The sequence below is a fragment of the Enterococcus sp. AZ129 genome (genome assembly GCF_051714505.1).
In the GTDB taxonomy this organism is placed as follows: Bacteria; Bacillota; Bacilli; order Lactobacillales; family Enterococcaceae; genus Enterococcus; species Enterococcus faecalis.
Genome location: NZ_JBIORY010000001.1, coordinates 536,930 through 562,837 on the forward strand (window position 1 = coordinate 536,930; position 25,908 = coordinate 562,837).

The following is a 25,908-nucleotide window of genomic DNA, read 5'->3' on the forward strand; positions in this document are numbered from 1 at the left end:
TTACTAATCTTTTCTCTATAGAATGACTTGAAATGATTTGACGTAAGAGATTTAGTAAAAGGAGAACATATATGGCAAATGATAAAATTGTGATTCATGGTGCACGCGCCCATAATTTAAAAAATATTGATGTTACGATTCCTCGTGACAAAATGGTTGTTGTAACTGGACTATCTGGTTCTGGTAAAAGTTCATTAGCATTTGATACGCTTTACGCAGAAGGGCAACGACGTTATGTAGAGAGTCTCTCTGCTTATGCGCGACAATTTTTGGGGCAGATGGATAAACCAGATGTTGACAGCATCGATGGCTTAAGTCCAGCTATTTCAATTGATCAAAAGACGACAAGTAAAAACCCGCGTTCAACGGTGGGGACGGTCACGGAAATCAATGATTATTTACGATTGTTATTTGCTCGGGTAGGTCATCCAATTTGTCCTAACGATCATATTGAAATTACCAGTCAGTCTGTTGAACAGATGGTTGATAAAGTCTTAGAGCTACCAGAGCGAACAAAAATTCAAATTTTGGCGCCTGTTGTGGTCAAGAAAAAAGGCCAACATAAAAAAGTGTTTGAAATGATCCAACGTGAAGGGTATGTCAGAATGCGGGTGGATGGTGAAACCTATGATGTTAGTGAGGCACCAGAACTTGAAAAAAATAAAAAACATGATATTGCGATTGTGATTGACCGTATCGTTGTGAAAGAAGGCATTCGCTCTCGGTTGTTTGATTCGTTTGAAGCGGCTTTGCGTTTAGCTGAAGGTTACGCAATTGTTGATGTGATTGGTCAAGAAGAAATGTTGTTTAGTGAACATTATGCTTGTCCTTATTGTGGGTTCACAGTCGGTGAATTGGAACCGCGCTTGTTTTCATTTAATGCACCATTTGGCGCTTGTCCCGATTGTGATGGTTTAGGTGTTAAATTAGAAGTGGACAAAGACTTAGTGATTCCAGATCCCACTAAAACCTTGAGAGAAGGAGCCATTGTTCCGTGGAACCCTATTAGTTCCCAATATTATCCACAAATGTTGGAGCAAGCAGCCACCAGTTTTGGGATTGATATGGATACGCCGTTTGAAGAATTACCTGCAGATCAACAAGAAATTATTTTAAATGGTTCTGGCGAGAAAAACTTTCATTTTCATTATGAAAATGACTTTGGTGGTGTTCGTGATGTGGAAGTGCCATTTGAAGGGATTTTAAAAAATATTAAACGACGTTATCATGAAACAAATAGCGATTTTACACGAGATCAAATGCGGTTATACATGACAGAATTGACTTGTCGAAGCTGTCAAGGGTATCGTTTGAATCCGCAAGCTTTAGCTGTAAAAATCAATGGCACGCACATTGGTGAAGTCAGTGAATTAGCAATAAAAAATGCGGTCCAATTTTTTGAAGGTGTGTCTTTATCTGAACAAGAAACAACGATTGCTCGGCCAATTTTAAAAGAAGTCGAAGATCGGTTAACCTTCTTAAAAAATGTCGGGTTAGATTACTTAACCTTAAGTCGAGCTGCTGGTACACTTTCTGGCGGAGAAGCACAAAGAATTCGCTTAGCAACACAAATTGGATCAAACTTATCAGGCGTCCTTTACATTTTAGATGAACCATCAATTGGTTTGCATCAACGAGATAACGACCGCTTGATTGACTCATTGAAAAAAATGCGGGACTTAGGCAATACATTAATTGTGGTGGAACACGATGAAGATACAATGATGGCTTCGGATTACTTGATTGATGTGGGACCTGGCGCTGGACATCTGGGCGGTGAAATTGTAGCCGCTGGTACGCCGGAAGAGGTTGCTAAAAATCCGCATTCATTGACTGGACAATATCTTTCTGGGAAAAAAGTGATTCCTGTACCAAAAGAACGTCGCAAAGGTAATGGCAAAGCGATCAAAGTCACTGGTGCCAGTGAAAATAATTTGAAAAATGTCAGTGTTGAATTTCCGCTAGGTGAATTTGTTGCTGTCACAGGTGTTTCAGGTTCAGGGAAAAGTACTTTAGTCAATCAAATTTTGAAAAAAGCGCTGGCCCAAAAATTAAATCGTAATTCCAATAAACCTGGGAAACACAAAAGTATCACTGGCTATGAAGCCATTGAAAAGATTGTTGACATTGATCAAAGTCCAATTGGTCGAACACCAAGAAGTAATCCAGCGACTTATACTAGTGTTTTTGATGACATTCGCGATTTGTTTGCCCAAACAAATGAAGCCAAGGTTCGTGGCTATAAAAAAGGTCGCTTTAGTTTTAACGTCAAAGGTGGCCGTTGTGAAGCTTGTCGCGGGGATGGTATCATCAAAATTGAAATGCACTTTTTACCTGATGTCTATGTGCCTTGCGAAGTTTGTCATGGCAAACGTTATAATTCTGAGACGTTAGAAGTTCATTATAAAGGCAAAAATATTTCTGATATTTTAGATATGACGGTGGAAGATGCCGTAGAATTTTTCAAACATATCCCTAAAATTCATCGTAAATTGCAAACAATTGTGGATGTAGGCTTAGGCTATGTGACATTGGGGCAGCCAGCAACTACTTTATCTGGTGGAGAAGCACAGCGGATGAAGCTAGCGAGTGAACTTCATAAAAATTCTAATGGGAAAAACTTTTATATTCTGGATGAACCAACAACAGGCTTGCATACCGATGATATTGCGCGATTGCTTCTAGTATTAGAGCGTTTAGTGGAAGCGGGCAATACCGTTTTAGTGATTGAACATAACTTGGATGTCATCAAATCTGCGGATCATGTGATTGATCTAGGGCCAGAAGGTGGCGACGGTGGTGGGACGATCGTGGCGACAGGAACACCAGAAGAAGTTGCTAAAGTCAAAGACAGTTACACAGGATATTATTTAAAACGTGTTCTGAAATAAACATTAATGATTAGATAAAGAACCTTGTTTTTATGGGAAACAAGGTTCTTTTATTATAAAATAACAAATATTTTTTAATAAAAATTAAAAATAAATGTTGACTTAATGTGTAATTAAAAGATATACTATGTTTGTTAACAAAATAACAATGAACACGAAGGGAAGTCTTAAATGAAAAACAAAAAAATAACAACAGGTTTATTAACAGCAGGAATGGTCTTAGCTATCGGAATCACACCTTTTGTACATAGTAACACAATGGAAGCAGCTACTTTAATTTCACAATCAGACCATGAAAAAGTAATGAGCTTTACCAAGAAAGACTTAAAAGAAGCAACGGGCATTCAATTGGAGCCGGCGACAGTACAAGCCGTTCATCAGGAATTAAAGCAACAAATCACCTGGGAAACATTAGGCTATTCCACAATTGATGCGCAAAATATTGCGACACGTTTTACACAAAATACATATCAGGCTCTGGGGATTTTAACAGATATCGCCAACCATTCAGACCTTCAATTGAAAGTCATTACCATTAATAATCCATATCTAGCAACAGCTAAAATTGGCACCTTTAAGTGGGAAACCGTAACTCCTGAAGTTGGTGGAGACCATGAAACAGCAGACAATGAACTAACCACACCGACACCGACTGTTGCCAGTCTTCAAGAGATTGACGTAGAAATCGAATACGACGAAAATGAAATTGAGTTCACCTATGAAATAAAATCGAACGGAACAATTGAAGCAACGTATGAAGATGAATCTGCTGATTTAGAATTAGAAGGTAAGGCAGCACAAGACAAAATCATGACTCTTTTAGATGGATTGTCAATCAAAACAGCTACAAATGAACAAATTAAAGAACACATTACGAAAAAGTTAGCCGTGAATGAACAAGTAAAACAATTTGAGTTTGAAGCTAATTTTACTGATAAAACAGAAATTGAGTTTGTATTAAAATAACACACAGTTATATAGCATAATTCAGCAATTAAAACAGCGTTGACAAAAATGTCAATGCTGTTTTTCTATGAAAGAATAGAAATCTTTATAAGAATGATTGAAAAGCTTTCTTTGATACGCCCGGGGTGTTATAATATAGTGATGCAAGTGAAGGGAGTGTTGAATATGCCAGAAAATTTACAACTGGTTATTATTACAGGAATGAGTGGCGCTGGAAAAACAGTCGCTGTTCAAAGCTTTGAAGACATGGGCTATTTCTGTATCGACAATTTACCACCAAGCTTAATCCCAAAATTTTGGGAATTAATTAAAGAATCTGGAAAAGTTACCAAGATTGCGTTAGTGATTGATTTACGTTCACGGACCTTCTTTAGAGAAATTCAGGATATGTTAGTCGAACTTGAAAATACTAATTTTATTGATACAACGATTTTATTTTTAGATGCCACCGATGAAGAGTTGGTTTCTCGTTATAAAGAGACACGGCGTGCGCATCCAATGGCGATGGATGGTTTAGTGACAGAAGGTATTCGTAAAGAACGTGCAATGCTGGAAGAAATCAAGGCGGATGCTCAGTTGGTCATTGACACTACGGACTTGTCCCCTCGTCAATTGCGGGAACGTTTGAATAAAGAACTAGCAACGAGAGAGACACACGAATTTCGAGTGGAAATGGTGTCCTTCGGCTTTAAATATGGGTTGCCGATTGATGCAGATATCGTTATGGATGTTCGCTTTTTACCTAATCCCCATTATATTGATGAACTACGGCCGTTAACTGGAATGGATCAACCTGTTTATGATTATGTGATGGGCTTCCCAGAAACAGATGAATTTTATACCAAATTTATCGATTTACTGCGAACAGTCTTACCTGGATATAAAAAAGAAGGTAAAAGTAGCGTCACCATTGCAATTGGCTGTACTGGCGGACAACATCGCTCTGTTGCATTGACAGAACGTGTTGGCGCTGAATTAAAAGAGGAAGATTACCATGTAAATATTACCCACCGCGACCGCTTAAAAAGAAAAGAAACGGTTAATCGCTCTTAATGAAAACCTATCGAATTCGTAAACCGAAGATCGTGGTTGTTGGTGGTGGAACAGGCTTGCCAGTAATTTTAAAAAGTTTAAGAAATCAAAGTGTTGATATTACTGCCGTCGTAACGGTCGCTGATGACGGCGGTAGTAGTGGCGAGCTTCGTTCCTCTATTAATAACATGACACCTCCGGGAGATTTAAGAAATGTTTTAGTGGCATTGTCAGATATGCCACAATTATATGAAGATATTTTTCAATATCGTTTTGATAAATCAGATAGTCATTTTGCCAATCATGCAATCGGTAATTTAATCATTGCTGCTGTCTCAGAAATGAGAGGAAGTACGTATGAAGCGATTCAATTGCTTTCAAAAATGATGCATGTTGATGGACGGATTTATCCATCATCAGAACGGCCATTAACGTTACATGCCGTATTTAAAGATGGCTCAGTGGCGGTGGGAGAATCAAAAATTGCACTGGATCGCAAGACGATTGACCATGTGTTTGTAACAAATACACACGGAGAAGAACAGCCAAGAGCTGCGCGTAAAGTCGTCAAAGCAATTGAAGAAGCAGACATGGTCGTGTTAGGACCGGGGAGTCTTTTTACAAGTATTTTACCTAATTTAGTTATTACAGAAATTGGTGAAGCCATCAAACAAACGGCAGCCGAAGTAGTCTATATTTGTAACATCATGACCCAAAAAGGGGAAACGGAACATTTTACGGATGCCGATCATGTTCGTGTCTTAAACGAGCATCTACAAGCGCAGTTTGTTGATACAGTACTGGTTAACACAGAAAAAGTACCAGAAAATTACATGGATCCTGAAATTTATGATGAATATTTAGTTCAAGTAAAGCATGATTTTCAAGGATTACGTGAAGAAGGATGCCGAGTCATTTCGACAGACTTTTTAGAATTAAGAGATGGCGGAGTTTTTCATGATGGGGAAAAAGTTGTTGAAGAACTTTTCCGTATCGTATTTGGAACGAAATATTAATTAATCAAAAGAATCAAGAGAGGAGGAGCTTAGATGTCTTTTGCCTCGGATGTCAAAAAAGAGTTAACTGGTTTAGAAGTCCATCGAGAACACGCGAAAGCAGAATTAGCAGCATTAATTCGGATGAACGGCTCACTTAGCTTAGTTAATCAACAGTTTGTCTTGAATGTACAAACGGAAAATGCTGCAATTGCTCGTCGAATGTATTCATTGCTGAAAGATCATTACCATGCACAAGCAGAATTATTAGTTCGTAAAAAAATGAAACTAAAGAAAAATAATGTTTACATTGTGCGTCTAAAACAAGATACACAAAAAATTCTAGCTGATTTGGATATTATGGATGGGGTCGTTTTTAATGGCAATGTGTCAAATGAAATCATGGGTAACGCGCAAAAAATGCGTTCCTATTTACGCGGGGCCTTTATGGCTTCTGGCTCAGTTAATAATCCGGAAACAAGTCGCTATCATTTAGAAATTTTTTCAATTTATGAAGAACACAATAATGATATTTGTAAGATGTTGAATTACTATGACTTAAACGCTCGAACATTGGGACGCCGAAACGGGTATATTTGTTATTTAAAAGGTGCTGAAAAAATTGCCGACTTTTTAACATTAATTGGTGCCACGAACTCTATGTTGAAATTTGAAGATGTCCGGATTGTCCGTGATATGCGGAATTCAGTAAATCGTTTAGTGAATTGCGAAACAGCGAATTTAAATAAAACCATTGATGCGGCTTCAAAACAAATTGAAAATATTCAATTTATTGAAAGTACAGTAGGGCTGACGTCATTACCGGAGAAACTTCAGGAAATCGCAGAATTACGGTTAGAGTATCCGGAAGTTAGTCTCAAAGAACTAGGGGAAATGATTCCTTCAGGAGCTATTTCTAAGTCAGGTATTAATCATCGTATTCGAAAAATTAATGAATTTGCAGAAAAATTACGAGAAAAAAGTGCGTAACTTTTCTGCTCCAGAAGTGAAGAATAACATTTCCGTTTGAAGTGCTATCCTTCACTTTTTCTTTAAGCGTGTAAAAAAAATTAAAGTGTGTAAAAAGTGTGTAGCACTGAAATGTAGTGTTGACCTGTGGTTTAAAGAAACGACGTTGGCACGAATGTTGCATGTAATAAAATGCAAGCGATTACTTATTGCTGTTTTTAACTAAAACATTAAAAACTATTGGAGGGGTCAAAATGGTTCAACGATTAATTAGTGCAAATGCATCAGAAATCAAACGGATGTCAAAAGAAGAGCTGTTTCAGAGTATTAAAGCGAGCGAAGGGCGCGTAATTTTATCGGAAAATGTGGTAGTTCATCCATCCGTAGCAGGTGATATCACTTGTGCGGAAATGTCAAAAGCATATGGCGCAGACATGATTTTATTGAATGTTTTCGATGTTAATCAACCGATTGTAGTAGCCTGAAGGGCAATATACTGCGGAAACATGTGTCCCTAATGATGAGGTTGTTCATCGTTTGAAAGAACTAGTCGGTTTACCGATTGGCATGAATGTCGAACCTGTTGATGAAAATTTAGACTTAGCTTCAACGAGAGTTTCGATTGAACCAGGTAGAAAAGCATCAGCAGCTACTTTCAAAAAAGCCAATGAACTGGGTTTGGATTTTATCTTATTGACAGGTAATCCAGGAACTGGCGTGACCAACGACTTGATTGCTAAGAACGTGGCCTTAGCCAAAAAACATTTTGATGGCATCATTATTGCCGGAAAAATGCACAGTTCAGGCGTAGATGAACCAGTGGTCAGTTTAAAATCAGCTGAACAATTTATTGAAGCGGGCGCTGATATTGTCTTAGTCCCAGCAGTCGGCACGGTTTGGGGCATCGATGATCAACAAGTCAAAGAAGTTGTGGATTTTGCACATTCAAAAGGAAAATTAGTTATGAGTGCCATTGGAACTTCACAAGAAAGTGCTCAACCTGAAGTTATCCAAGCAATCGGCATTAGAAATAAAATTTTAGGCGTAGATATTCAACATATTGGCGATGCCAATATGGGCTTAGTTGGTATTGAAAATATTAAAGAGCTTTCTGATGCGATACGTGGGAAAAGACATACTGTTGCTAGAATGGCTCGTTCGATTAATCGTTAAAAAAGTGAACAGAGGCACGAATTCAGAAAATTTGAATTCGTGTCTTATGATTTTTTTATTGAAAAACGGTATACTAAAAGAGAAATAAAGGTTTGAAAGGATGAGGTTTTTTTATGGATATTTCAGTAATTGATGCAACAAAAGTTAACACAGAAACAGGGCTTCACATTGGTGAGAGCAATGCCCCTGTCAAAATGATAGAATTTATCAATGTTCGCTGTCCTTATTGCAGAAAATGGTTTGAAGAGTCTGAGGAACTGTTAGCACAATTTGTCAAAAGTGGTAAAGTTGAACGTATCATTAAGTTGTTTGATAAAGAAAAAGAAAGTTTACAACGTGGCAATGTGATGCATCACTACATTGACTATTCAGCGCCTGAACAAGCACTGTCAGCATTGCATAAAATGTTTGCTACGCAAGATGAATGGGGAAACTTAACCTTAGAAGAAGTAGCGACGTATGCTGAAAAAAATCTGGGCTTAAAAGAACAAAAAGATGCAACGCTTGTTTCCGCAGTGATTGCTGAAGCCAATGCGGCGCACATTCAATTTGTACCAACGATCATCATTGGTGAGCATATCTTTGACGAAAGTGTCACTGAAGAAGAATTACGTGGATACATTGAAAAATAAAAAAAATGGAAACAGCGACTGTCGCTGTTTCCATTTTTTTATTTTTAATTTAAGGCGCTACTATTTTCCATTACTTCATCGATTAACCCATATTCTTTTGCTTGTTCGGCAGTCATATAGTTATCACGATCGGTATCACGTTCAATCACTTCAATTGGTTGGCCAGTTCGTTCAGCTAAAATTGAATTTAAACGTTGACGAGTGTCTAAAATGTGACGAGCAGCAATTTCAATTTCTGTTGCTTGCCCTTGAGCGCCACCAAGTGGTTGGTGAATCATGATTTCCGCATTTGGTAAAGCGAAACGTTTGCCTTTTTGACCAGCTGTTAATAAGAAGCTACCCATTGAAGCCGCCATTCCTAATACGATCGTTTGGACATCCGCTTTAACGAAATTCATGGTATCGAAAATCGCTAAGCCTGCAGAAACGCTACCACCAGGAGAGTTAATGTACAAGTAAATGTCTTTTTCTGAATCTTGGGCATCTAAGAATAATAACTGTGCAATCACTGAGTTTGCCACATTATCATCGATAGGGCCGCTTAGCATAATGATGCGGTCTTTTAATAAACGAGAGTAAATGTCATAAGCACGTTCACCGCGAGATGATTGTTCAATAACTGTTGGAATTAAATTCATAAGTAAATCCTCCTATATAAAGAAACTTTTAAAGTCATTCTATCACAAAGCACTTTGAATGCCTATGAAAAGTATACCTCTTTGGTCAATAAAGGTCAACGAAGTCGCTTGAAAAATTTTGTGTCATTTTTTATCCGAAACTTTTGGATTATGTTATACTAAAATGGAAAATTAGAAAAGAGCGAGGGGAAAAATATGTTTGTTTTTATCGCCGGAATGGTCGGTGTAATCGTCGGTGCGCTAATAGTCACAGCAAGTGCCGCCTTACATTCATCTTACAAAGAGCGAAAAGAAGTACGTTATCGTGAACTAGAACATTTGGTTAAAGAAATTGAATCATTGAATTTATTAAATAAAAAAGTCAAAGAAATTTTACAAAAGCGTGAATTATATATAGACAGATCAATTGAATACTTATCGATGGATGATTGTTTCATCAGCATCGATGATTTTATTTATTTGGAATCATTTTCTGCTCAAAATAATTTTTACTTACCGACGTACTTAATTGAAGAATTTTTCAAAAAAATTGCGCATCGTAAAGTCATTTTGACGGCCAGCGAAGTTGCTGAAATGGGTGGTCACACCTATAAAGGCGGCCGTGTTATTTTGGAAAATTTTTCAGACGAGATTTTAGCAATTATTGAAGATAAAAAACGTAAAATGCAGCGTTTGTCTAACGAACCACTTCATTATTTTAAAGCGATTAAATAAAAAAAGAACCAGCGTATCCGCTAATTTTTTGGGGTATCTGGTTCTTTTTCTTGTTGTTCCATATCGGTCATAGTATCTTCAATTTCTTTATGTAAGAAATAAGAAATAACTGTACGGATGATCACCAAGGTTGCCAATTTCAAAATATCTTGAAAAGTTGGTTTGACAATGGATTCAATAATATCAGCAGCAATTAAAATTTCTAAACTTAACAGAATGTAGCTACCAAGGAAGTTTTTGATGAACGTATTCATTTTGGTTAAGGTAAAGCGGCTTTGATTTTGTCGTTCACTTTTAATGAAATCTTTTCCTGCTAAACAAACACCCCAAACTAAAACAATAATCGAAAAAACATTCAGTCCTAAAATACATAGCTCAAAAAGTGGGGTTAAAAGCGTCATTAACTGATGGGGCCACTCATTCATCGTATTCACTCCTACCAAAAAGCCTTTTCTTTAACTATAACGAAACGGCTGACTAACGTCAAATATTGTTGAAATAAACGGGCTAAACTATTCAGCTTATAGAACAAAACTAAGAAAATTATGAATAGCATCTAACAATTAAGTAAAAGGACTGTAAAGGTTCTTTTACTTTTTTTGTGTAAAAAAAGAGTCTTAAAAGGAATCAAGTAGCAAAAAGTAAGTGAAAACCAACTTTGTCAGTGGATAGTCTTTTCATTAATTTTTAAAAGACAAATTTTACGTTTTCAAGAGCCGAATACTGCCAAGTTTTAGCCTTTAAAGGTGATAGAATCAGAAATTGAGTAAGAGATGTGTCACAAAAGCAAGGAGACACATCGACTTGATGAAAGATTTAAGGAGCTGTAGTTGAAGTAAAGAGAAGCAAGTGTCCCAAACACTAGCGAAAGAAAATAGGGAGGATTAAAATGTTTAAGAAAGCAACGAAATTATTATCGACAATGGTGATTGTCGCTGGAACAGTTGTGGGAAATTTCAGTCCCACATTGGCTTTAGCCGAAGGAGTGGTTAAAGCAGGAGATAGAGAAGGAATGACCAATAAGGTGAAAGTGAAAGACGACAGTCTAGCTGATTGTAAACGGATATTGGAGGGACAAGCTGCTTTCCCAGTTCAAGCGGGTGAAACGGAACCGGTTGATTTAGTGGTTGTTGAAGATGCCAGTGGTAGTTTTTCAGATAATTTTCCACATGTAAGACAAGCGATTGATGAAGTGGTTCAAGGATTATCTGATCAAGACCGCGTGATGCTGGCTTCATATCGCGGCGGAAAACAATTTATGTTTCCTGATGGAAAAGTAAAAATTAATTCAGCTGATTATGATATGAATGTGCGTGTTGATACTCAATTAACCCATGATAAAAGCCAATTTGTCTCTGGATTTGGAGATGTTCGGACGTATGGTGGTACACCAACTGCCTCAGGATTGAAACTTGCTTTAGATACGTACAATCAAACACACGGAGATTTAACGAATCGAAAAACATATTTCTTATTAGTGACAGATGGGGTCGCTAATACACGTTTAGATGGTTACTTGCATAAAACCAACACCAATGATTCAATCAATGAATATCCAGATCCAAGACATCCTTTTCAAGTTTCGGTTGAGTATAGTAATGACTATCAAGGTGCAGCAGCAGAAGTTTTAGCGTTAAACCAAGAAATTACTAACCAAGGCTATGAAATGATTAATGCGTATTGGGAAAGTGTTGAATCTTTAAGTTCAGTGAATTCATACTTTGATAAATATAAAACAGAAGTGGGTCCTTTTGTAAAACAAGAGTTGCAACAAGGGTCTAGCACACCAGAAGATTTTATTACAAGCCAATCTATTGATGATTTTACAACCCAATTAAAACAAATTGTCAAAGATCGTCTGGCGCAATCGACACCAGCAACAGCTTCATTAACGATTGCCAATCAATTTGATATTCAATCGGCGACCGCTACGGACGATGCTGGAAATGATGTGCCTGTTCAAATTAACGGACAAACCATTTCAGCAACTAGTACAGAAGGTTACGTAGGAAACATCACGATTCACTACGAAGTCAAAGAAAATACAGCGATCGATGCAGCAACCCTTGTAAGTAGTGGGACAATGAATCAAGGAACAATTGCTAAGGAATTTCCAGAAGCGACGATTCCTAAAAATGACAATGCGCATGCGTGTGACGTGACGCCAGAAGATCCAACGATTACAAAAGATATCGAAAATCAAGAACATTTAGACTTAACTAATCGTGAAGATAGTTTCGATTGGCATGTCAAAACAGCCTTTGGTAACGAAACAAGTACTTGGCAACAAGCCAGTTTAGTGGATGATATTAACCAATTATTAGATATCCAAAAAGTCGTTGTCACTGATGAAAATGGTAAAGATGTTACAGCTAATGGCAAAGTAACACAAGAAAATAACAAAGTAACTTTTGAAATGAACAAACAAGCAGACAGCTATGACTATTTGAGTGGTCATACATACACAATGACTATTACAACTAAAATTAAAACTGACGTAACGGACGAAGAATTAGTGCCTTATATTGAACAAGGCGGGATTCCCAACCAAGCGGACTTGAACTTTGGCAACGAAGGGGACGTGTTGCATTCCAACAAGCCAACCGTAACACCGCCTGCACCAACGCCAGAAGATCCAACGATTACAAAAGATATCGAAGGTCAAGAACATTTAGATTTAACCAACCGTGACCAAGAATTTAAATGGAACGTCAAAACAGCTTTCGGTAACGAAACAAGCACATGGACCCAAGCCAGCATGGTGGATGACATTAATAAAGTGTTAGACATCACAGACGTGAAAGTTACTGATGAAAATGGTAAAGATGTTACAGCTAACGGCACAGTAACACAAGAAAATAACAAAGTAACTTTTGAAATGAACAAACAAGCAGACAGCTACTCATACTTAGCTGGACATACGTACACAATGACTATTACCACTAAAATTAAAGACGGCGCAACCGATGAAGAATTAGCACCTTATATTGAACAAGGCGGGATTCCCAACCAAGCGGACTTAAACTTTGGCAACGAAGGGGACGTGTTGCATTCCAACAAGCCAACTGTAACACCGCCTGCACCAACGCCAGAAGATCCAAAAAAACCTGAACCTAAACAACCGCTAAAACCGAAAAAACCGTTGACGCCTACAAATCATCAAGCACCAACGAACCCAGTCAATTTTGGAAAATCAGCAAGTAAAGGAATTCATTTACCAATGACTAATACAACAGTAAATCCACTTTACATGATTGCAGGTTTAATTGTCCTTATAGTGGTTATTAGCTTTGGCATAACAAAAAATAAAAAAAGAAAAAATTAGACAAACTAAAAAGGAAGAAAAAACATGAATAAAAAAATTTCGTTCAGTCTGTTAATTTTGTTACTTAGTTTGTTGGTAGGTTTTACATTTATTCCGCATAAAAAGGAATTAAGTTTCAATGAGTATCAAGAAAAAAAACACTCGGGCGAAACATTTTATGTTGTTTTAAAAAAGAAAAACTGTTCAGATTGTCAGGATTTCGAGAAACTATTACAAGCACCTAAACAGGTTTACTATGTAGAATTAACCAACAAAGAGACCATGAAGGAATGGTCAACATTTATCCGAGAAAATAAAGTTTTACATGTGCCATCTATGTTTAAAATAGATAACGGCCATCTCAAGAAAATTGATGGAGAAGGAGATGCGAATCAATTATTCGCAAACTATCAAAAAATAACGAAGTAAAAAGAATAAAAAGACAAGCCAAGTTTCCTAAATAAAGGAAACTTGGCTTGTCTTTTTTCTAGTAATAGTCGTTTATTAAATAACATGTGAAATGTTTTACAAATACATTTTAGTTTGATAAAATAAACGCGAACATATGAATTTATTTTCATTTGTTTTGAAAGGAGGAACGAATGATTGAATTGATTTTACTTTTGTCGGTGATTCTTTTAGGTTTATTGATTGGAAATAAAAGAGTTGATAAGTGGCTTTTTCTTAAGGCATTACTTTTGTTTTCTGTTATGCTAAGTGTGAGCATCTTAATTTCGGTAGCTATGTATTTATTATTAACAATGGGCGTTGCAAACGTAATAGGGCAGCGGTTAGAGTCGTTATTTCTTTTAGGGATAGTCGTTATCATCAGTACGAGTCTTTTGTTATATTTTTTATTGAATTTAACGACGAAAAAAATTGTTTTACCCATCGCTTTAATGAAAATAATTGAATATTATATTCAATGGGTATTGATTTATGTTACTATTTATCAAGTGATTTTTGATCAGTTTATTGTTTCTTCAGAAGTAAAAAATACGTTACAAGGGACTATTGATGAGCCAGTCGCAATCATTATTGTTATTTTGCCATCATTTATTTCAATTTGGATTGCCGTTGTTTTATTTAGGCTTCGTATGGAAGAACTTTAATCAGATACTTTTAGAATGGAGGAGTTTGTATGTCTGCTTGGCAAACATTTAAAAATGGAACAAGGCAATTTTTTAAAGACATCTTGCAGTACTTATGGTTATTTTTTACTTTAAATGTTTTATTATTATTGGTGGGTGGGGCTTTTAGTTGGGCTACTTCCAACGCACTAAAAACTCAAGGTATTCCTTATCTTTCGTTTAATAACCTGAATTTATTGTTAGAAAAGCCGCTTGCTCTGGTGTTATTAATTCTCTTGTTGTTACTTTTTTTAGGTGCAGTTTTTTATCAGTTTACCTTTTTATTATTAGGGATTTTTCAAATACGGCAAGACCATCGTTTTCATTTTAAAGGAGTTACCAAGGCATCTTTTAAGGTTCTTAAAAAGCAAGGTGCCCGTTCGTGGTTATTCTTTTTCGGTTATTTTGTTGTCATTGTCCCTTTTGGTAACCTGATTTTCCAAAGTAATCTATTGACGAAATTTGTGATTCCAGATTTTATTGTTGAATTTTTGTCCCAACGAATTCCTTACTTGATTGGGTTACTGGCCTTTGGGTTATTAGTCTGGTATTTAGCTATTCGTTTCATTTACACGCTTCCATTAATGATTCTGGAGAGAAAAAAAGCGGGCGAGGCAGTTAAGGCTAGTTGGTCAATGACAAACAAACGATTATGGTTCATTATTCGTAATATTGCATTTGTGACGATCGCGGTATTTGTTTCAACGTATGTTATTTATGTGTTACTTTATCTTCTACAGTTGAAGTTAGATACCTTGAGCGATACCATTAGCTTACTAGGTGGTATTTTAAATTTAACCGTTGTCCAATTTTTACAGTTTGTCTCTAATGCTTGGCTTTCAGTATTACTGATTAATTTCTTATATACACAATTAAATGTTCAAGCAGAAACGACGACAAAAGTTGCCTTTGACAAAGAAACGAAACGTAATAAATTAGTGACTATCGGAATGGGCCTAGGACTATTCACCATTTTTGGAGGCTATATAATTTTCAACGCTGTTTACTTAACAGGGCTATTAGAATCAAAACCTTTGATTATTTCGCATCGAGGGGTCACCAATAGTAATGGCGTACAAAATACCATTCCTGCTATGGAAAGAACCATTAAATTTAAACCAGATTATATTGAAATTGATGTTCAAGAAACCAAAGACCATCAATTTGTTGTGATGCATGATGCAAACCTTCAAGAACTCGCCGGCGTTGATGGCACGCCACAAGAATTTACGTTGGCTGAATTAACAAAAATGACCGTTAAAGAAAATGGCCAAGAAGCACCAATTGCCAGTTTTGATGATTATTTAGCGAAAGCAAACCAAGCCAAACAAAAATTACTAGTAGAAATTAAAACGTCTAAACAAGATAGTCAAGGTGCGCTATCTAACTTTATTGAAAAATATGAACGTCCTTTGATAAAGAATAACCATCAGGTTCAATCTCTCGACTACAATGTGATCAAAGCGTTTAAAAAAGCCAAATCAAAAGTAAAAGTAAGTTTTATTTTGCCCTATAATTTCACTTTTCCAGAAACACAAGCTGATTTGTATACAATGGAAGCTACCACGTTGAACGATACCTTCATTTTAAAAGCTGACCAACAGAAAAAAGCAGTTTATGCTTGGACAGTTAATGACTCAGAGGTATTAAGTAAAATGCTCTTTATGGATGTCGCTGGAGTGATTACCGATGATTTGGAGTTAGTCAATGAAGAAGTCAATGACTTTGAAAAAAATCCATCGTATTTTGCATTATATTTTTATGCTGCCAAGTGTGGCTTCTCAATAAAAAATGAAGAAGAGGGTTAAACGAAATGAAAAAAGAATTTTCGCGAGTACTTCTTAAAAATCAATCAGATGAAATTCTTATTTTAAAAGATCGGCCAGACACTTGGAATTTCCCTGGCGGAAAACAAGAACTTGGTGAATCAGCGCTGGAATGTGCGATTCGTGAAATTAAAGAAGAGTTAGCAGTGGAAATTACTGAACTTGAAGAAATTTTTACTGGACCACTCGTTTTTGATTCAATCGTTTGGCAAGGACATTTTTATTTTGCTAAACAAGCCCAAGGAAAAGTTACCCTGAACGAACCAAATAAAATTAAAGGCGTACAATTTATTAAGCGGTTTGAGGAAGTAAATTTTTCACCAGGATTAGCTCCGCTATTTGATTATTTGGCGCGTAGCGATTATTTAAAGTTAAACAAAACTAACTGGAAATAGAAAGAGTAGGAGTGTCTTTTGCTAGGGCTTTGTCAAGCGCATCTTTGATTATTTTAGAAAGTCCAAGGAAAAGTCGTGGGCATTGTTTATTCCTAATAAATATGTTATAGTAATTAAGTAATCAATTTTGATAAGTAATTTGAGTTATATATTTAAAAACTATACTTCTCCTTTTGCCACTCAACATTTTTTGCAATAACTTGCATATTTTTATGCACTAGGAGGAAATATATATGAACAACGGTACAGTAAAATGGTTTAACGCAGACAAAGGTTTTGGATTTATTACAGGTGAAGATGGCAATGATGTATTTGCACATTTTTCAGCTATTCAATCAGATGGATTTAAAACTTTAGACGAAGGCCAAGCAGTAACTTTTGATACTGAAGAAGGTCCACGCGGCTTACAAGCAACGAACATCGTAAAAGCTTAATAATGAATGAAAACGGACCACGTGTTGGTCCGTTTTTTTGATAGCTGTTGTCTGATCTCGCCATTAATTACATAGCAAAACAAAGCAGATGCCATTTAAAGGAGGAGAATATGAAGACGACCTTAACTGAGCTGTTACTTGTAAGTGGATTATTTTGGCTAGTAATCATAATCGGTGTGATTGCGGGTAGCATATTTCTAATTAAGTATTTTAGAGGTCGGAGCTGAACGGTTCTGTTCCCGCCAATTATCAGGTTTTAAGCCTGGGACAAAAATCCAAAGTGATTTTTGCCCCAGGTTCTTTATTTAATTAGGGTATCAAGTTTTAGGTAAAATAATTAACAAATTAAAAGCAATTTACTATATAATCAGAAAGGGATCTTTAAGAGAGAAGCAGGTGTTTGCTTGTCGTAATACTTTGTTTAGCAGATAGAAAAAGGAAACGTTATGCGTTACAATAGGAACGGAGGAATTTTAACCTTATTGGATTTGTAGCTGAAGTAGAACAAATATTGTTGCGTTAAGTGCGATTGAGCTTGCCACAAGCAACATTTGAAAAAAATACGGATAGAAAAATCATTCCTAAACATGAAAAAAACACTCTTTAGATGAATAAAGAGTGTCCAGAAACGTTGATAAATCAACATATTTAAATAACGCGCCCTGAGGGAATCGAACCCCCGTCTCAAGAACCGGAATCTTACGTGATATCCACTACACTAAGGGCGCGGCACGAATACTAGTTTAGCTGATATTGACAAAAATTACAAGAGGGAGGACGAAAATAATGAAATTTGAGCAACGAATGTCCCAACAACAAAAACAAGTCCAGAAGTTGGCCATGACTCAACAGCTTCAACAATCCATTCAAATTTTACAATTTAATACGGAAGAACTCGCTGCCTTTGTTGAAGCGAAAGCACTAGAGAATCCATTAATTGATTTACAAGTAGACACGCAGTACACCACAGATTTTCCGATAACTAGTCGTTCTTACACCAACCAAGACGAAGAAAATAATTATATGAATCAAATTCCAGACTATCATTTATCATTATTTGAGTCTTTAATTGATCAAATTCATTTGAATTACCGCGATACATACTTGCGAACATTGGTATTGTTTTTAGTAGAATATATAGACGTGAATGGTTATTTAACGATTTCGTTAGAAGAAGCGGCAGAGAAAACCGAAGCAAGCGCCATTCAAATGCTAGATGCATTAACTTTGTTACAACAGCTAGATCCAGCAGGTGTGGGGGCACGCAATTTACAAGAATGTTTGATGCTACAAACAGAACGAGACGATACCGCGCCTAATTTAGCGTATATTTTATTGGAGGAAGAGTTTGATGCCTTAGTGAGTCGTAAATGGGGCCCGTTAGCTAAAAAATTTGGGATTGAATTAGCAGAAATTCAATTGATTTTTGATTATATACAAACGTTATCGCCAGCGCCAGGGAATATTTTTGATGCGACCGAGGAATTGTATATTCGACCAGATTTAACTGTCCGAATCAAGGAAGATCGAATAGTGGTGATTTCCAACAAAGCTGGTCGACCGACATTAAATTTTCAAGAAAATTATTTCAAACGAATGCAAGAGACTGACGACAAAGAAGTCCAAGAATATATTAAGGATAAGAAAAACGAATTTGAATGGTTAGAGCGCGCAGTGAATCAGCGGGGGGATACAATTTTACGTGTAGGGCAAGAAATTGTGCGTCGTCAAGAAGCCTTCTTTTTAGAAGCAGATCGGCCATTAAAACCAATGACTTTAAAAGAAATTGCGGATGCTTTGTCTATTCATGAATCGACAGTTAGTCGTGCGGTTAATGGAAAATATCTAGAAACCACGTTTGGCGTCTTTGAATTGCGCTCATTCTTCTCCACAAGTATTCTTTCATCAGAAGAAGATGGCGAGGATGTCTCAACAACGATGGTTAAAAAGCAACTACAAAAATTAATTGATGAAGAAGTAAAAAGTAAACCGTTATCTGATCAAAAATTAGTCGAGCGATTAAAAGATTCAGGCATGGAAATATCCCGGCGAACGGTGGCAAAGTATCGTGAAGCCCTAGGGATTCCATCTTCATCTAAACGAAAACGATATGAGTAAACAACCAAAGCTTATGAGTGATTTTCATAAGCTTTGGTTGTTTTTTTACAATTTAAAAAATGTTGGTTTTTTGAATTGTAAAAAAAGCCTAAAGGAGACAAAGTTTGCTTGCCATTTCCTAGGAAAAAACGTATATTAAAGTTACTTGCTTCTTTAAATAAAGGAAAAGAATAATTTTATAGAAAAGTTGGAAAGCACAAATGAATCAGACAGCAAATAGCAAGAAAAAACGCTATATTACAGGTTTTGATGGCATTCGGACGATCGCTGTAATTGGCGTGATTTTGTATCACCTTTTTCCCCAAGTCATGCGAGGTGGCTACTTAGGTGTTCCGATTTTCTTTGTTGTTTCAGGTTATCTTATTAACGACTTGTTGCGGCAAGAATGGGCAGAAAATCAGACCATTGATTTAAAAGGATTTTATGTGCGAAGGATGAAACGGCTGTATCCAGCATTAATTGTGATGCTTTTAAGTGCAGTTAGTTATATTACACTCTTTCAGCAGGATTTATTAAACAATATTCGCAGCGTTGTCGCTAGTAGTATTTTTTATTACAACAACTGGTGGCAAATTTTTAAAGGGTTTTCTTATTTTGATGGATTTGCGACACAATCGCCATTTGTACATATTTGGTCATTGGCAGTTGAAGCGCAAAATTATTTAATTTGGCCATTACTTTTTATTCTTCTGGAACGCTTTGTTCGTAAGCGCGGTCGAATTTTCAGTTTAGTTTTAATCGGCGCCTTAATTTCGGTGACGCTGATGGCCGTTTTATATGTTCCTGGCGCAGATCCTACACGTGTCTATTATGGAACAGACACACGTGTTTTTTCTATTTTACTAGGTAGTGCATTGGCGTATGTTTGGCCAAGCACACGTTTGAAAGAAGAAATTCCAGAAGCCTCTAAAAAAATCTTAAATGGCGCTGGTTTAAGTGCCTTAGTTCTTTTAGTATTAGCCTTTTTAACATTATCAGATCATACAAATTTTGTTTATTATGGCGGCATGTTTTTAATCAGTTTGGCAGCCACTGTCTTAGTGGCCGTCACTGCACATCCAGGGGCAGATATGAATCGTTGGTTAACGAATCCAGTCTTTACGTGGATAGGTAAACGGAGTTATGGCATTTACTTGTATCAATTCCCAATCATGATTTTTTATGAGGCCAAAATTAAGACCTTATCGGACCATGTTTTTCTACATTCATTGGTTGAAATAGCATTAATTTTAGTAGTGAGCGAATTGTCTTATCGTTTTATCGAACATCCACTGACACGATTGTCTTATAAGGATGTCTGGACTCAATTCACTGAGTTCTTACGGAAACCGTGGGACCTTCGTGAAAAAGGGACAATGGCCTTTATGACAGTGATTAGCGTGATTGCAGTATTCGGTTTAATTGTGGCCCCAGCAAACGCTAAAAGTGCGCAACAAGAGCAACTAGAAAAAAATATAGCGAAAAATCAGCAAAAAATTGAAGAACGTAAAAAAGAAGTCCAAGAAAGTGGCACTAAAAATAGTAGCACGTCCACAGAAAGTAGTACAAAACCGAGTGAAAGCCAAGACGTTCTACCCGCACAACTCACACCAGAGCAAGTAAAAAAAGCGCAGAATTTAGAAATCACAACTATTGGTGATTCTGTTATTCTAGATGGTGCTAGCGGGTTACAAGATATTTTTCCTAAAATGATTATCGATGGGGAAGTGGGCCGTCAATTGTATAGTAGCATTTCACTAATTGGTGAACTAGACAAAAAGAAAATGCTCAAAGATACTGTTTTAGTGAGTTTAGGTACGAATGGTCCTTTTACAGAGGCACAATTTGATGAATTTATGAAAGCGTTAGGTAATCGAAAAGTTTATTGGATTAATGTTCGCGTTCCAACTAGAAGATGGCAAAATCAAGTGAATAGTTTACTTAGTCAAATGGACAAAAAATACGATAACTTAACGGTCATTGACTGGTTTAATTATAGTAACGCCCATGATGATTGGTTTTATGATGACCGAGTTCATCCAAATGTGGCAGGTGGCGAGCAATATACACACTTTATCGCGGAGAAAATTTTACAGTAGCAAGAAACTTCCAGCTCAGATGAAAGGGGCTGGAAGTTTTTTGTTATAGGAAAAGCAAATATAGGTAATTTAATGATTTTCTTGAAAACCTAAGCTTTTTTTTTAGATATCTGGTATACTGTTTTTGTTACAAGTTCCCGAAAGGATTTAGCAAGTAATTGTCGTTACTTACTAAAGATGCCTTGTAACCGAAACTATTTAGGGGGAATAACATTATGACAGAAAGACATTTATTTACATCAGAATCCGTTTCAGAAGGACATCCAGATAAGGTAGCTGACCAAGTCAGTGATGCAATTTTAGATGCGATTTTGGAGAAAGATCCGATGGCCCGCGTGGCATGTGAAACATCCGTAACAACTGGTTTAGTCCTAGTATTTGGAGAAATTTCTACAACAGCTTATGTAGATATCCAAAAAATTGTTCGTCAAACTGTGAAAGATATTGGTTATACACGAGCAAAATATGGATTTGATGGAGAGACTGTCGCAGTTCTTGTAGCAATCGATGAGCAATCACCTGATATCGCTCAAGGGGTTGACGCAGCCTTAGAAGTGCGTGATCAAGATGAAAAAGACGATATTGGCGCTGGTGACCAAGGCTTAATGTTTGGTTTTGCCGTTGACGAAACACCAGAATTAATGCCATTACCGATCGCGTTAAGTCATCGTTTGGTTCGCCGTTTAGCAGAATTGCGGAAGGAAAAAGTCTTACCTTACTTACGTCCTGATGCAAAATCTCAAGTAACAGTGGAATATGATGATCAAGGTCAACCACAACGTGTGGATACGATCGTCATCAGTACACAACATGATGATGAAACAACCTTAGAACAAATCGAAAAAGATATTAAAGAACAAGTAATCAATGAGGTGATTCCTCATGAACTTTTAGATGATGAAACAAAATACTTTATCAACCCAACTGGTCGCTTTGTAATCGGTGGCCCTCAAGGAGATGCCGGCTTAACTGGTCGTAAAATTATCGTTGATACTTATGGCGGTTATGCTCGTCATGGCGGCGGTGCTTTTTCTGGAAAAGATGCAACCAAAGTTGACCGCTCTGCTAGTTATGCTGCGCGTTATATTGCGAAAAACATTGTTGCTGCTGGTTTGGCGAAAAAAGTAGAAGTCCAATTAGCTTATGCAATTGGTGTGGCGCAACCAGTGTCTATTTCTATTAATACGTTTGGTACGAGTGATCTTCCAGAAAGTAAATTAATCGAAGCAGTTCGTAAAAACTTTGATTTACGTCCAGCAGGTATTATTGAAATGCTAGATTTACGTCGCCCAATTTATAAACAAACTGCGGCTTATGGTCATTTTGGTCGAACAGATATTGATTTACCTTGGGAACAAACAGATAAAGTTGAAGCGTTAAAAGCTAGTTTAGCTGAATAATTAAATAAAAAAAACAAGAAGTCAGCCAATACTTGGCTGACTTCTTGTTTTTTTTTGCAATAATTTTTTTATGAAAAAGCATTTTTTTAAGACATTTTGTTCTTTTTTGTATAGAATAGCTATGGAGCAATTTAGAAAATTGACAATTGAATAGAAAAGGATGTGAATAAATGGCAAAAGAAACAAATGTGAAGTTAGTCACGGTGAGTGTTTTTGTGGCAACATTTATGACAGCCATTGAAGGGACCATTGTGTCTACTGCGATGCCAACGATTGTCGGCTCGTTACATGGCATGGAAATTATGAACTGGGTATTTTCAATTTATTTATTAACGAATGCGATGTTAACACCGATTTATGGGAAACTTGCGGATAAAATTGGTCGTAAACCTGTCTTCATGATTGGCATTATCATTTTTATTTTGGGCTCCTCGTTGTGTGGCTTTGCTCAAGATATGTTGACCTTAATTATTGCCCGCGCAATTCAAGGTGTGGGGGCAGGCGCAATTTTACCAGTTGCATTAACGATTATTGCCGATATGTATACATTGGACAAGCGAGCGAAAATTTTAGGTTTAAACAGTGCCGCTTGGGGAATTGCTAGTATTTTTGGTCCGTTAGCAGGTGGTTTTATTGTAGATACAGTCGGTTGGCATTGGATTTTCTTCATTAATGTTCCTATTGGACTTGTTTTATTGGGCTTGATTAGTATTTTCTTAGTTGAACCAAAGCGGGAACGGACCAAGATGCCAATGGATATTTTGGGCAGCGTTACTTTGATGGCAGTGCTGCTAACGTTATTGCTAGGTTTTCAAATGATTAGCGATAATGGTTTTACATTAGTAACATTTGGTTGTTTGAGTTTGAGTGTGCTCTTTTTTGTAGCGTTTGTGATGATAGAAAAACGCGCGCAAGACCCAGTGATTGATTTGCATTTATTTAATCAACCAACGTTTGTTTTAGTAAATCTTATTGCAGCGCTTATTAGCGGTTTCTTAATGGGGATTGATGTCTACATTCCGATGTGGATGCAAGGTGTCTTAGGAAAAAGTGCAGGAATTGGTGGCTTAGTTTTAGCGCCTATGTCGTTACTTTGGATGGCTGGATCATTTATAGCAAGTAGCTTTATGGAAAAATATGCTATGAAAAAAGTCTTAACGATTGGGTTATCGATTCTATTAGTCGGGGCCATCTTTTTAGTGGTAATGCCAATGGCCGTTCCGTTTTGGCTTTTCTTTGTAGTGTCTTCTGTCTTAGGAGTTGGTTTTGGGATTACTATCACAACGACTACGGTGACAGCACAAAGTACAGTGGAGCCTGAAAAAATGGGGGTTGCAACATCGTTTAATACGTTGGTGCGTACAATTGGGCAGACTGTGATGGTGTCAATTTTTGGTGTGATTTTAAATGCAGGAATGTTTGCGAAATTGGAAGCGAGCGCGTTAAACGTCGATGCAGATGTCATGAATCAATTAGTGAATCCACATACTGCAAATTTAATTCCAGCTGCGTTGTTAAAACCATTACGCGGTATCCTCTATGCAGGTCTGCATAATGTTTACTTAGTCGGTGCGGGCTTAGTTGTTGTCGCTCTTTTGTTAAATATTTTCGCAAAAGCGCAACGAGCGAAGGTTTAGTGGTACACTAATAGAAAGAGTATTGGAGGGAAAAGTAGATGGCCTTTTTACAAGCAAATATTTATTCAAATGTATTGGAAATGGAAGTAAATGTGAACGTAATTTTACCACAAGAAACGGTAAAAAAAGTGGGCACAAGTACCCAAGCAGCATTAACAGATATTCCCGTGTTGTATTTATTACATGGGATGGGAGGGAATCACAGTGTCTGGGCTCGCAGAACCTCTATTGAGCGGTATGTCGCTGATTTGGGGATTGCTGTCATTATGCCGTCCACGGATTTAGCTTGGTATACGGACACGCAATACGATATGAACTATTGGACGTTTATTTCAGAAGAATTACCGAGAATTTGTCATCAACTCTTTCCGCAGTTAAGTACAAAACGAGAAAAAACCTTTGCCGCTGGTTTGTCAATGGGTGGTTATGGCGCCTTGAAATTAGGATTAGCGAAACCAGAATCTTTTGCAGCCGTTGCTTCTTTGTCTGGGGCAGTCAGTTTATCATCCACTAGTTTTGGGGAATTATTAAAAGTCCGTAAGCGAAGCTATTGGGAAGGTATTTTTGGCCCGTTAGATCAAATTGAAGGTTCCATTCACGATCCGCTGTATTTATTACAACAATTAGTAGAAAGCCAAACAGAAATGCCCCAATTTTACCTTTGTTGTGGGGAGCAAGATATGTTACTTTCTGCTAATCAACAGATGGCTCAAGCGTTGGAACAGGCACAGGCAAGTTACACTTTTGAAACTGGACCAGGAGAACATGACTGGGTGTTCTGGGATGAATGGATTCAAAAAGCCTTGGCTTGGCTACCAATACCAAAATAGAGAAAGTAGTTTTCAATATTTATTTTAAAAGTTAACCCTTGGTCCGTCAGTCGAAATGACTGACGGACCAAGGGCTTTTTTTATTTAGATGAAGATGCGTTGTCTGCTTGCAACCCATCTAAGTAGGTTTTAACAGCTTGAATAAAGGCGGATTTTTGGTGAATGGAGCGCCGAAATTGAATGCTTTCCTCCATGTATGTTAACCCATTGTCGGAGACATATTGTTTCATGTGCAGCACTTGTTCTTTTAAATAGTCATCTCCGTTCAACACTTGCGAAACGAGCTGTTTTTCCTCCGTTGCGTCCATAATCATCCCAAACAAAAGATGTTGTAAAGACGTTACTGCTAAATGAGTCATTTCTAGTGAAAAACCTGCTTCTCTTAAAATGCCCATCATTTGATTCAAATGGCGTAATCGTTGGGGATAGGCAGGGACGGTTTGGATTTCGATGGCTACGGCACAGGGAAATTGTTGATAGAGATCATAATAGTTTTCCATGAAGGCCAGTAAGTCAGAATACCATTCACCACATAATACAGGTTCTTGAAAGTGCTCTTCAATCGCTTCAGCCATACTTTGAAGTAAGGCTTGCTTATTTTTAAAATACCAATAAATTGCGGGCGCCTGTACACCAAGCTGTTTGGCGACTTTACGCATAGAAAGTTGTTCTAAAGTGGGACTTTTTTCTAACAAAGAAAATGCGGCTGCAATAATCGTGTCTTTTGATAATTTCGGTTCCATGAT

20 protein-coding genes, 1 tRNA gene, 2 pseudogenes and 1 riboswitch are annotated in these 25,908 nt (G+C 37.1%); of the genes and pseudogenes, 19 read left to right on the top strand and 4 right to left on the bottom strand.

Features of this window, described 5'->3' with window-relative positions:
* The first annotated feature begins 71 nt into the window (after positions 1 to 71).
* The 7 genes and pseudogenes from uvrA to IGJ90_RS02695 all read left to right on the top strand — a co-directional run bounded on the left by uvrA (position 72) and on the right by IGJ90_RS02695 (position 8,658).
* Entirely contained in the window at positions 72 to 2,891 is a 2,820-nt protein-coding gene (gene uvrA / locus IGJ90_RS02665) for an excinuclease ABC subunit UvrA (RefSeq protein ID WP_002361280.1), read from the top strand.
* A 171-nt stretch (positions 2,892 to 3,062) separates the two neighbouring features.
* Positions 3,063 to 3,857 carry a YusW family protein gene (locus tag IGJ90_RS02670; RefSeq protein WP_002361281.1) on the top strand — a complete coding sequence of 265 codons (795 nt, stop codon included), beginning with the start codon at positions 3,063 to 3,065 and terminating at the stop codon, positions 3,855 to 3,857.
* 165 nt (positions 3,858 to 4,022) lie between these two features.
* The gene (gene rapZ, locus IGJ90_RS02675) at positions 4,023 to 4,910 is read left to right on the top strand and encodes an RNase adapter RapZ (RefSeq protein ID WP_002355625.1); all 888 of its coding nucleotides are present in this window, start codon (positions 4,023 to 4,025) and stop codon (positions 4,908 to 4,910) included.
* Positions 4,910 to 5,905, top strand: a complete 996-nt coding sequence (locus IGJ90_RS02680) for a gluconeogenesis factor YvcK family protein (protein WP_002355627.1) — start codon at positions 4,910 to 4,912, stop codon at positions 5,903 to 5,905. The genes rapZ and IGJ90_RS02680 overlap by 1 nt, the downstream gene beginning before the upstream one ends.
* A 33-nt stretch (positions 5,906 to 5,938) precedes the next feature.
* On the top strand, positions 5,939 to 6,874 hold the full coding sequence (gene whiA, locus IGJ90_RS02685) for a DNA-binding protein WhiA (protein WP_002358736.1): 936 nt from the start codon (positions 5,939 to 5,941) through the stop codon (positions 6,872 to 6,874).
* A gap of 233 nt (positions 6,875 to 7,107) precedes the next feature.
* A pseudogene (locus tag IGJ90_RS02690) lies at positions 7,108 to 8,026 on the top strand (DUF7916 family protein).
* A 113-nt stretch (positions 8,027 to 8,139) separates the two neighbouring features.
* Complete coding sequence (locus tag IGJ90_RS02695) at positions 8,140 to 8,658, top strand: DsbA family protein (protein ID WP_002373440.1); 519 nt, start codon at positions 8,140 to 8,142, stop codon at positions 8,656 to 8,658.
* 44 nt (positions 8,659 to 8,702) lie between these two features.
* Here the strand turns inward: IGJ90_RS02695 and clpP are convergent, their stop codons facing one another.
* Positions 8,703 to 9,296 (bottom strand): ATP-dependent Clp endopeptidase proteolytic subunit ClpP, encoded by a 594-nt coding sequence (clpP, locus tag IGJ90_RS02700; protein WP_002355633.1) that lies wholly within the window; start codon positions 9,294 to 9,296, stop codon positions 8,703 to 8,705.
* Positions 9,297 to 9,491: 195 nt separating this feature from the next.
* On the opposite strand from clpP, the gene IGJ90_RS02705 reads away from it, so the two are divergent.
* On the top strand, positions 9,492 to 10,010 hold the full coding sequence (locus tag IGJ90_RS02705; RefSeq protein ID WP_002355635.1) for a hypothetical protein: 519 nt from the start codon (positions 9,492 to 9,494) through the stop codon (positions 10,008 to 10,010).
* 20 nt (positions 10,011 to 10,030) lie between these two features.
* Here the strand turns inward: IGJ90_RS02705 and IGJ90_RS02710 are convergent, their stop codons facing one another.
* Positions 10,031 to 10,435: a DUF1622 domain-containing protein gene (locus IGJ90_RS02710; RefSeq protein ID WP_002383026.1), complete on the bottom strand. Its 405-nt coding sequence runs from the start codon at positions 10,433 to 10,435 to the stop codon at positions 10,031 to 10,033.
* Positions 10,436 to 10,899: 464 nt separating this feature from the next.
* Between IGJ90_RS02710 and IGJ90_RS02715 the strand changes: the two genes are divergently transcribed.
* From IGJ90_RS02715 to IGJ90_RS02740, 6 genes and pseudogenes are all read left to right on the top strand, one after another.
* Complete coding sequence (locus tag IGJ90_RS02715; RefSeq protein WP_438767531.1) at positions 10,900 to 13,335, top strand: isopeptide-forming domain-containing fimbrial protein; 2,436 nt, start codon at positions 10,900 to 10,902, stop codon at positions 13,333 to 13,335.
* 24 nt (positions 13,336 to 13,359) lie between these two features.
* Positions 13,360 to 13,743, top strand: coding sequence for a bacteriocin (locus IGJ90_RS02720; RefSeq protein WP_002358745.1), 384 nt, complete (start codon positions 13,360 to 13,362; stop codon positions 13,741 to 13,743).
* Positions 13,744 to 13,916: 173 nt separating this feature from the next.
* A complete protein-coding gene (locus IGJ90_RS02725; RefSeq protein ID WP_002366205.1) occupies positions 13,917 to 14,426 on the top strand; it encodes an SA1002 family membrane protein in 510 nt (169 codons plus the stop codon).
* A gap of 29 nt (positions 14,427 to 14,455) precedes the next feature.
* Positions 14,456 to 16,232, top strand: a pseudogene (locus IGJ90_RS02730) (glycerophosphoryl diester phosphodiesterase membrane domain-containing protein).
* A 25-nt stretch (positions 16,233 to 16,257) separates the two neighbouring features.
* A complete protein-coding gene (locus tag IGJ90_RS02735) occupies positions 16,258 to 16,665 on the top strand; it encodes an NUDIX hydrolase (protein ID WP_002363212.1) in 408 nt (135 codons plus the stop codon).
* A 233-nt stretch (positions 16,666 to 16,898) separates the two neighbouring features.
* On the top strand, positions 16,899 to 17,099 hold the full coding sequence (locus IGJ90_RS02740) for a cold-shock protein (protein ID WP_002355647.1): 201 nt from the start codon (positions 16,899 to 16,901) through the stop codon (positions 17,097 to 17,099).
* A gap of 656 nt (positions 17,100 to 17,755) precedes the next feature.
* Here the strand turns inward: IGJ90_RS02740 and IGJ90_RS02745 are convergent.
* Positions 17,756 to 17,827 (bottom strand) — tRNA-Arg (locus IGJ90_RS02745).
* A 58-nt stretch (positions 17,828 to 17,885) separates the two neighbouring features.
* On the opposite strand from IGJ90_RS02745, the gene rpoN reads away from it, so the two are divergent.
* From rpoN to IGJ90_RS02770, 5 genes are all read left to right on the top strand, one after another.
* Complete coding sequence (rpoN, locus tag IGJ90_RS02750) at positions 17,886 to 19,217, top strand: RNA polymerase factor sigma-54 (protein ID WP_002366210.1); 1,332 nt, start codon at positions 17,886 to 17,888, stop codon at positions 19,215 to 19,217.
* Positions 19,218 to 19,417: 200 nt separating this feature from the next.
* Positions 19,418 to 21,295 (top strand): acyltransferase family protein, encoded by a 1,878-nt coding sequence (locus IGJ90_RS02755; protein ID WP_002366211.1) that lies wholly within the window; start codon positions 19,418 to 19,420, stop codon positions 21,293 to 21,295.
* A gap of 122 nt (positions 21,296 to 21,417) precedes the next feature.
* A riboswitch (SMK box riboswitch) is annotated at positions 21,418 to 21,513 on the top strand.
* The gene (gene metK, locus IGJ90_RS02760) at positions 21,511 to 22,695 is read left to right on the top strand and encodes a methionine adenosyltransferase (protein WP_002355656.1); all 1,185 of its coding nucleotides are present in this window, start codon (positions 21,511 to 21,513) and stop codon (positions 22,693 to 22,695) included. (Overlaps the previous riboswitch by 3 nt.)
* A gap of 170 nt (positions 22,696 to 22,865) precedes the next feature.
* Positions 22,866 to 24,332 carry an MDR family MFS transporter gene (locus IGJ90_RS02765; protein ID WP_002355658.1) on the top strand — a complete coding sequence of 489 codons (1,467 nt, stop codon included), beginning with the start codon at positions 22,866 to 22,868 and terminating at the stop codon, positions 24,330 to 24,332.
* A 38-nt stretch (positions 24,333 to 24,370) separates the two neighbouring features.
* Positions 24,371 to 25,162 carry an alpha/beta hydrolase gene (locus IGJ90_RS02770; RefSeq protein ID WP_002366213.1) on the top strand — a complete coding sequence of 264 codons (792 nt, stop codon included), beginning with the start codon at positions 24,371 to 24,373 and terminating at the stop codon, positions 25,160 to 25,162.
* Positions 25,163 to 25,242: 80 nt separating this feature from the next.
* On the opposite strand, the gene IGJ90_RS02775 is transcribed toward IGJ90_RS02770, so the two are convergent.
* Positions 25,243 to 25,905 carry a TetR family transcriptional regulator gene (locus tag IGJ90_RS02775; RefSeq protein ID WP_438767533.1) on the bottom strand — a complete coding sequence of 221 codons (663 nt, stop codon included), beginning with the start codon at positions 25,903 to 25,905 and terminating at the stop codon, positions 25,243 to 25,245.
* Positions 25,906 to 25,908 lie beyond the last annotated feature (3 nt).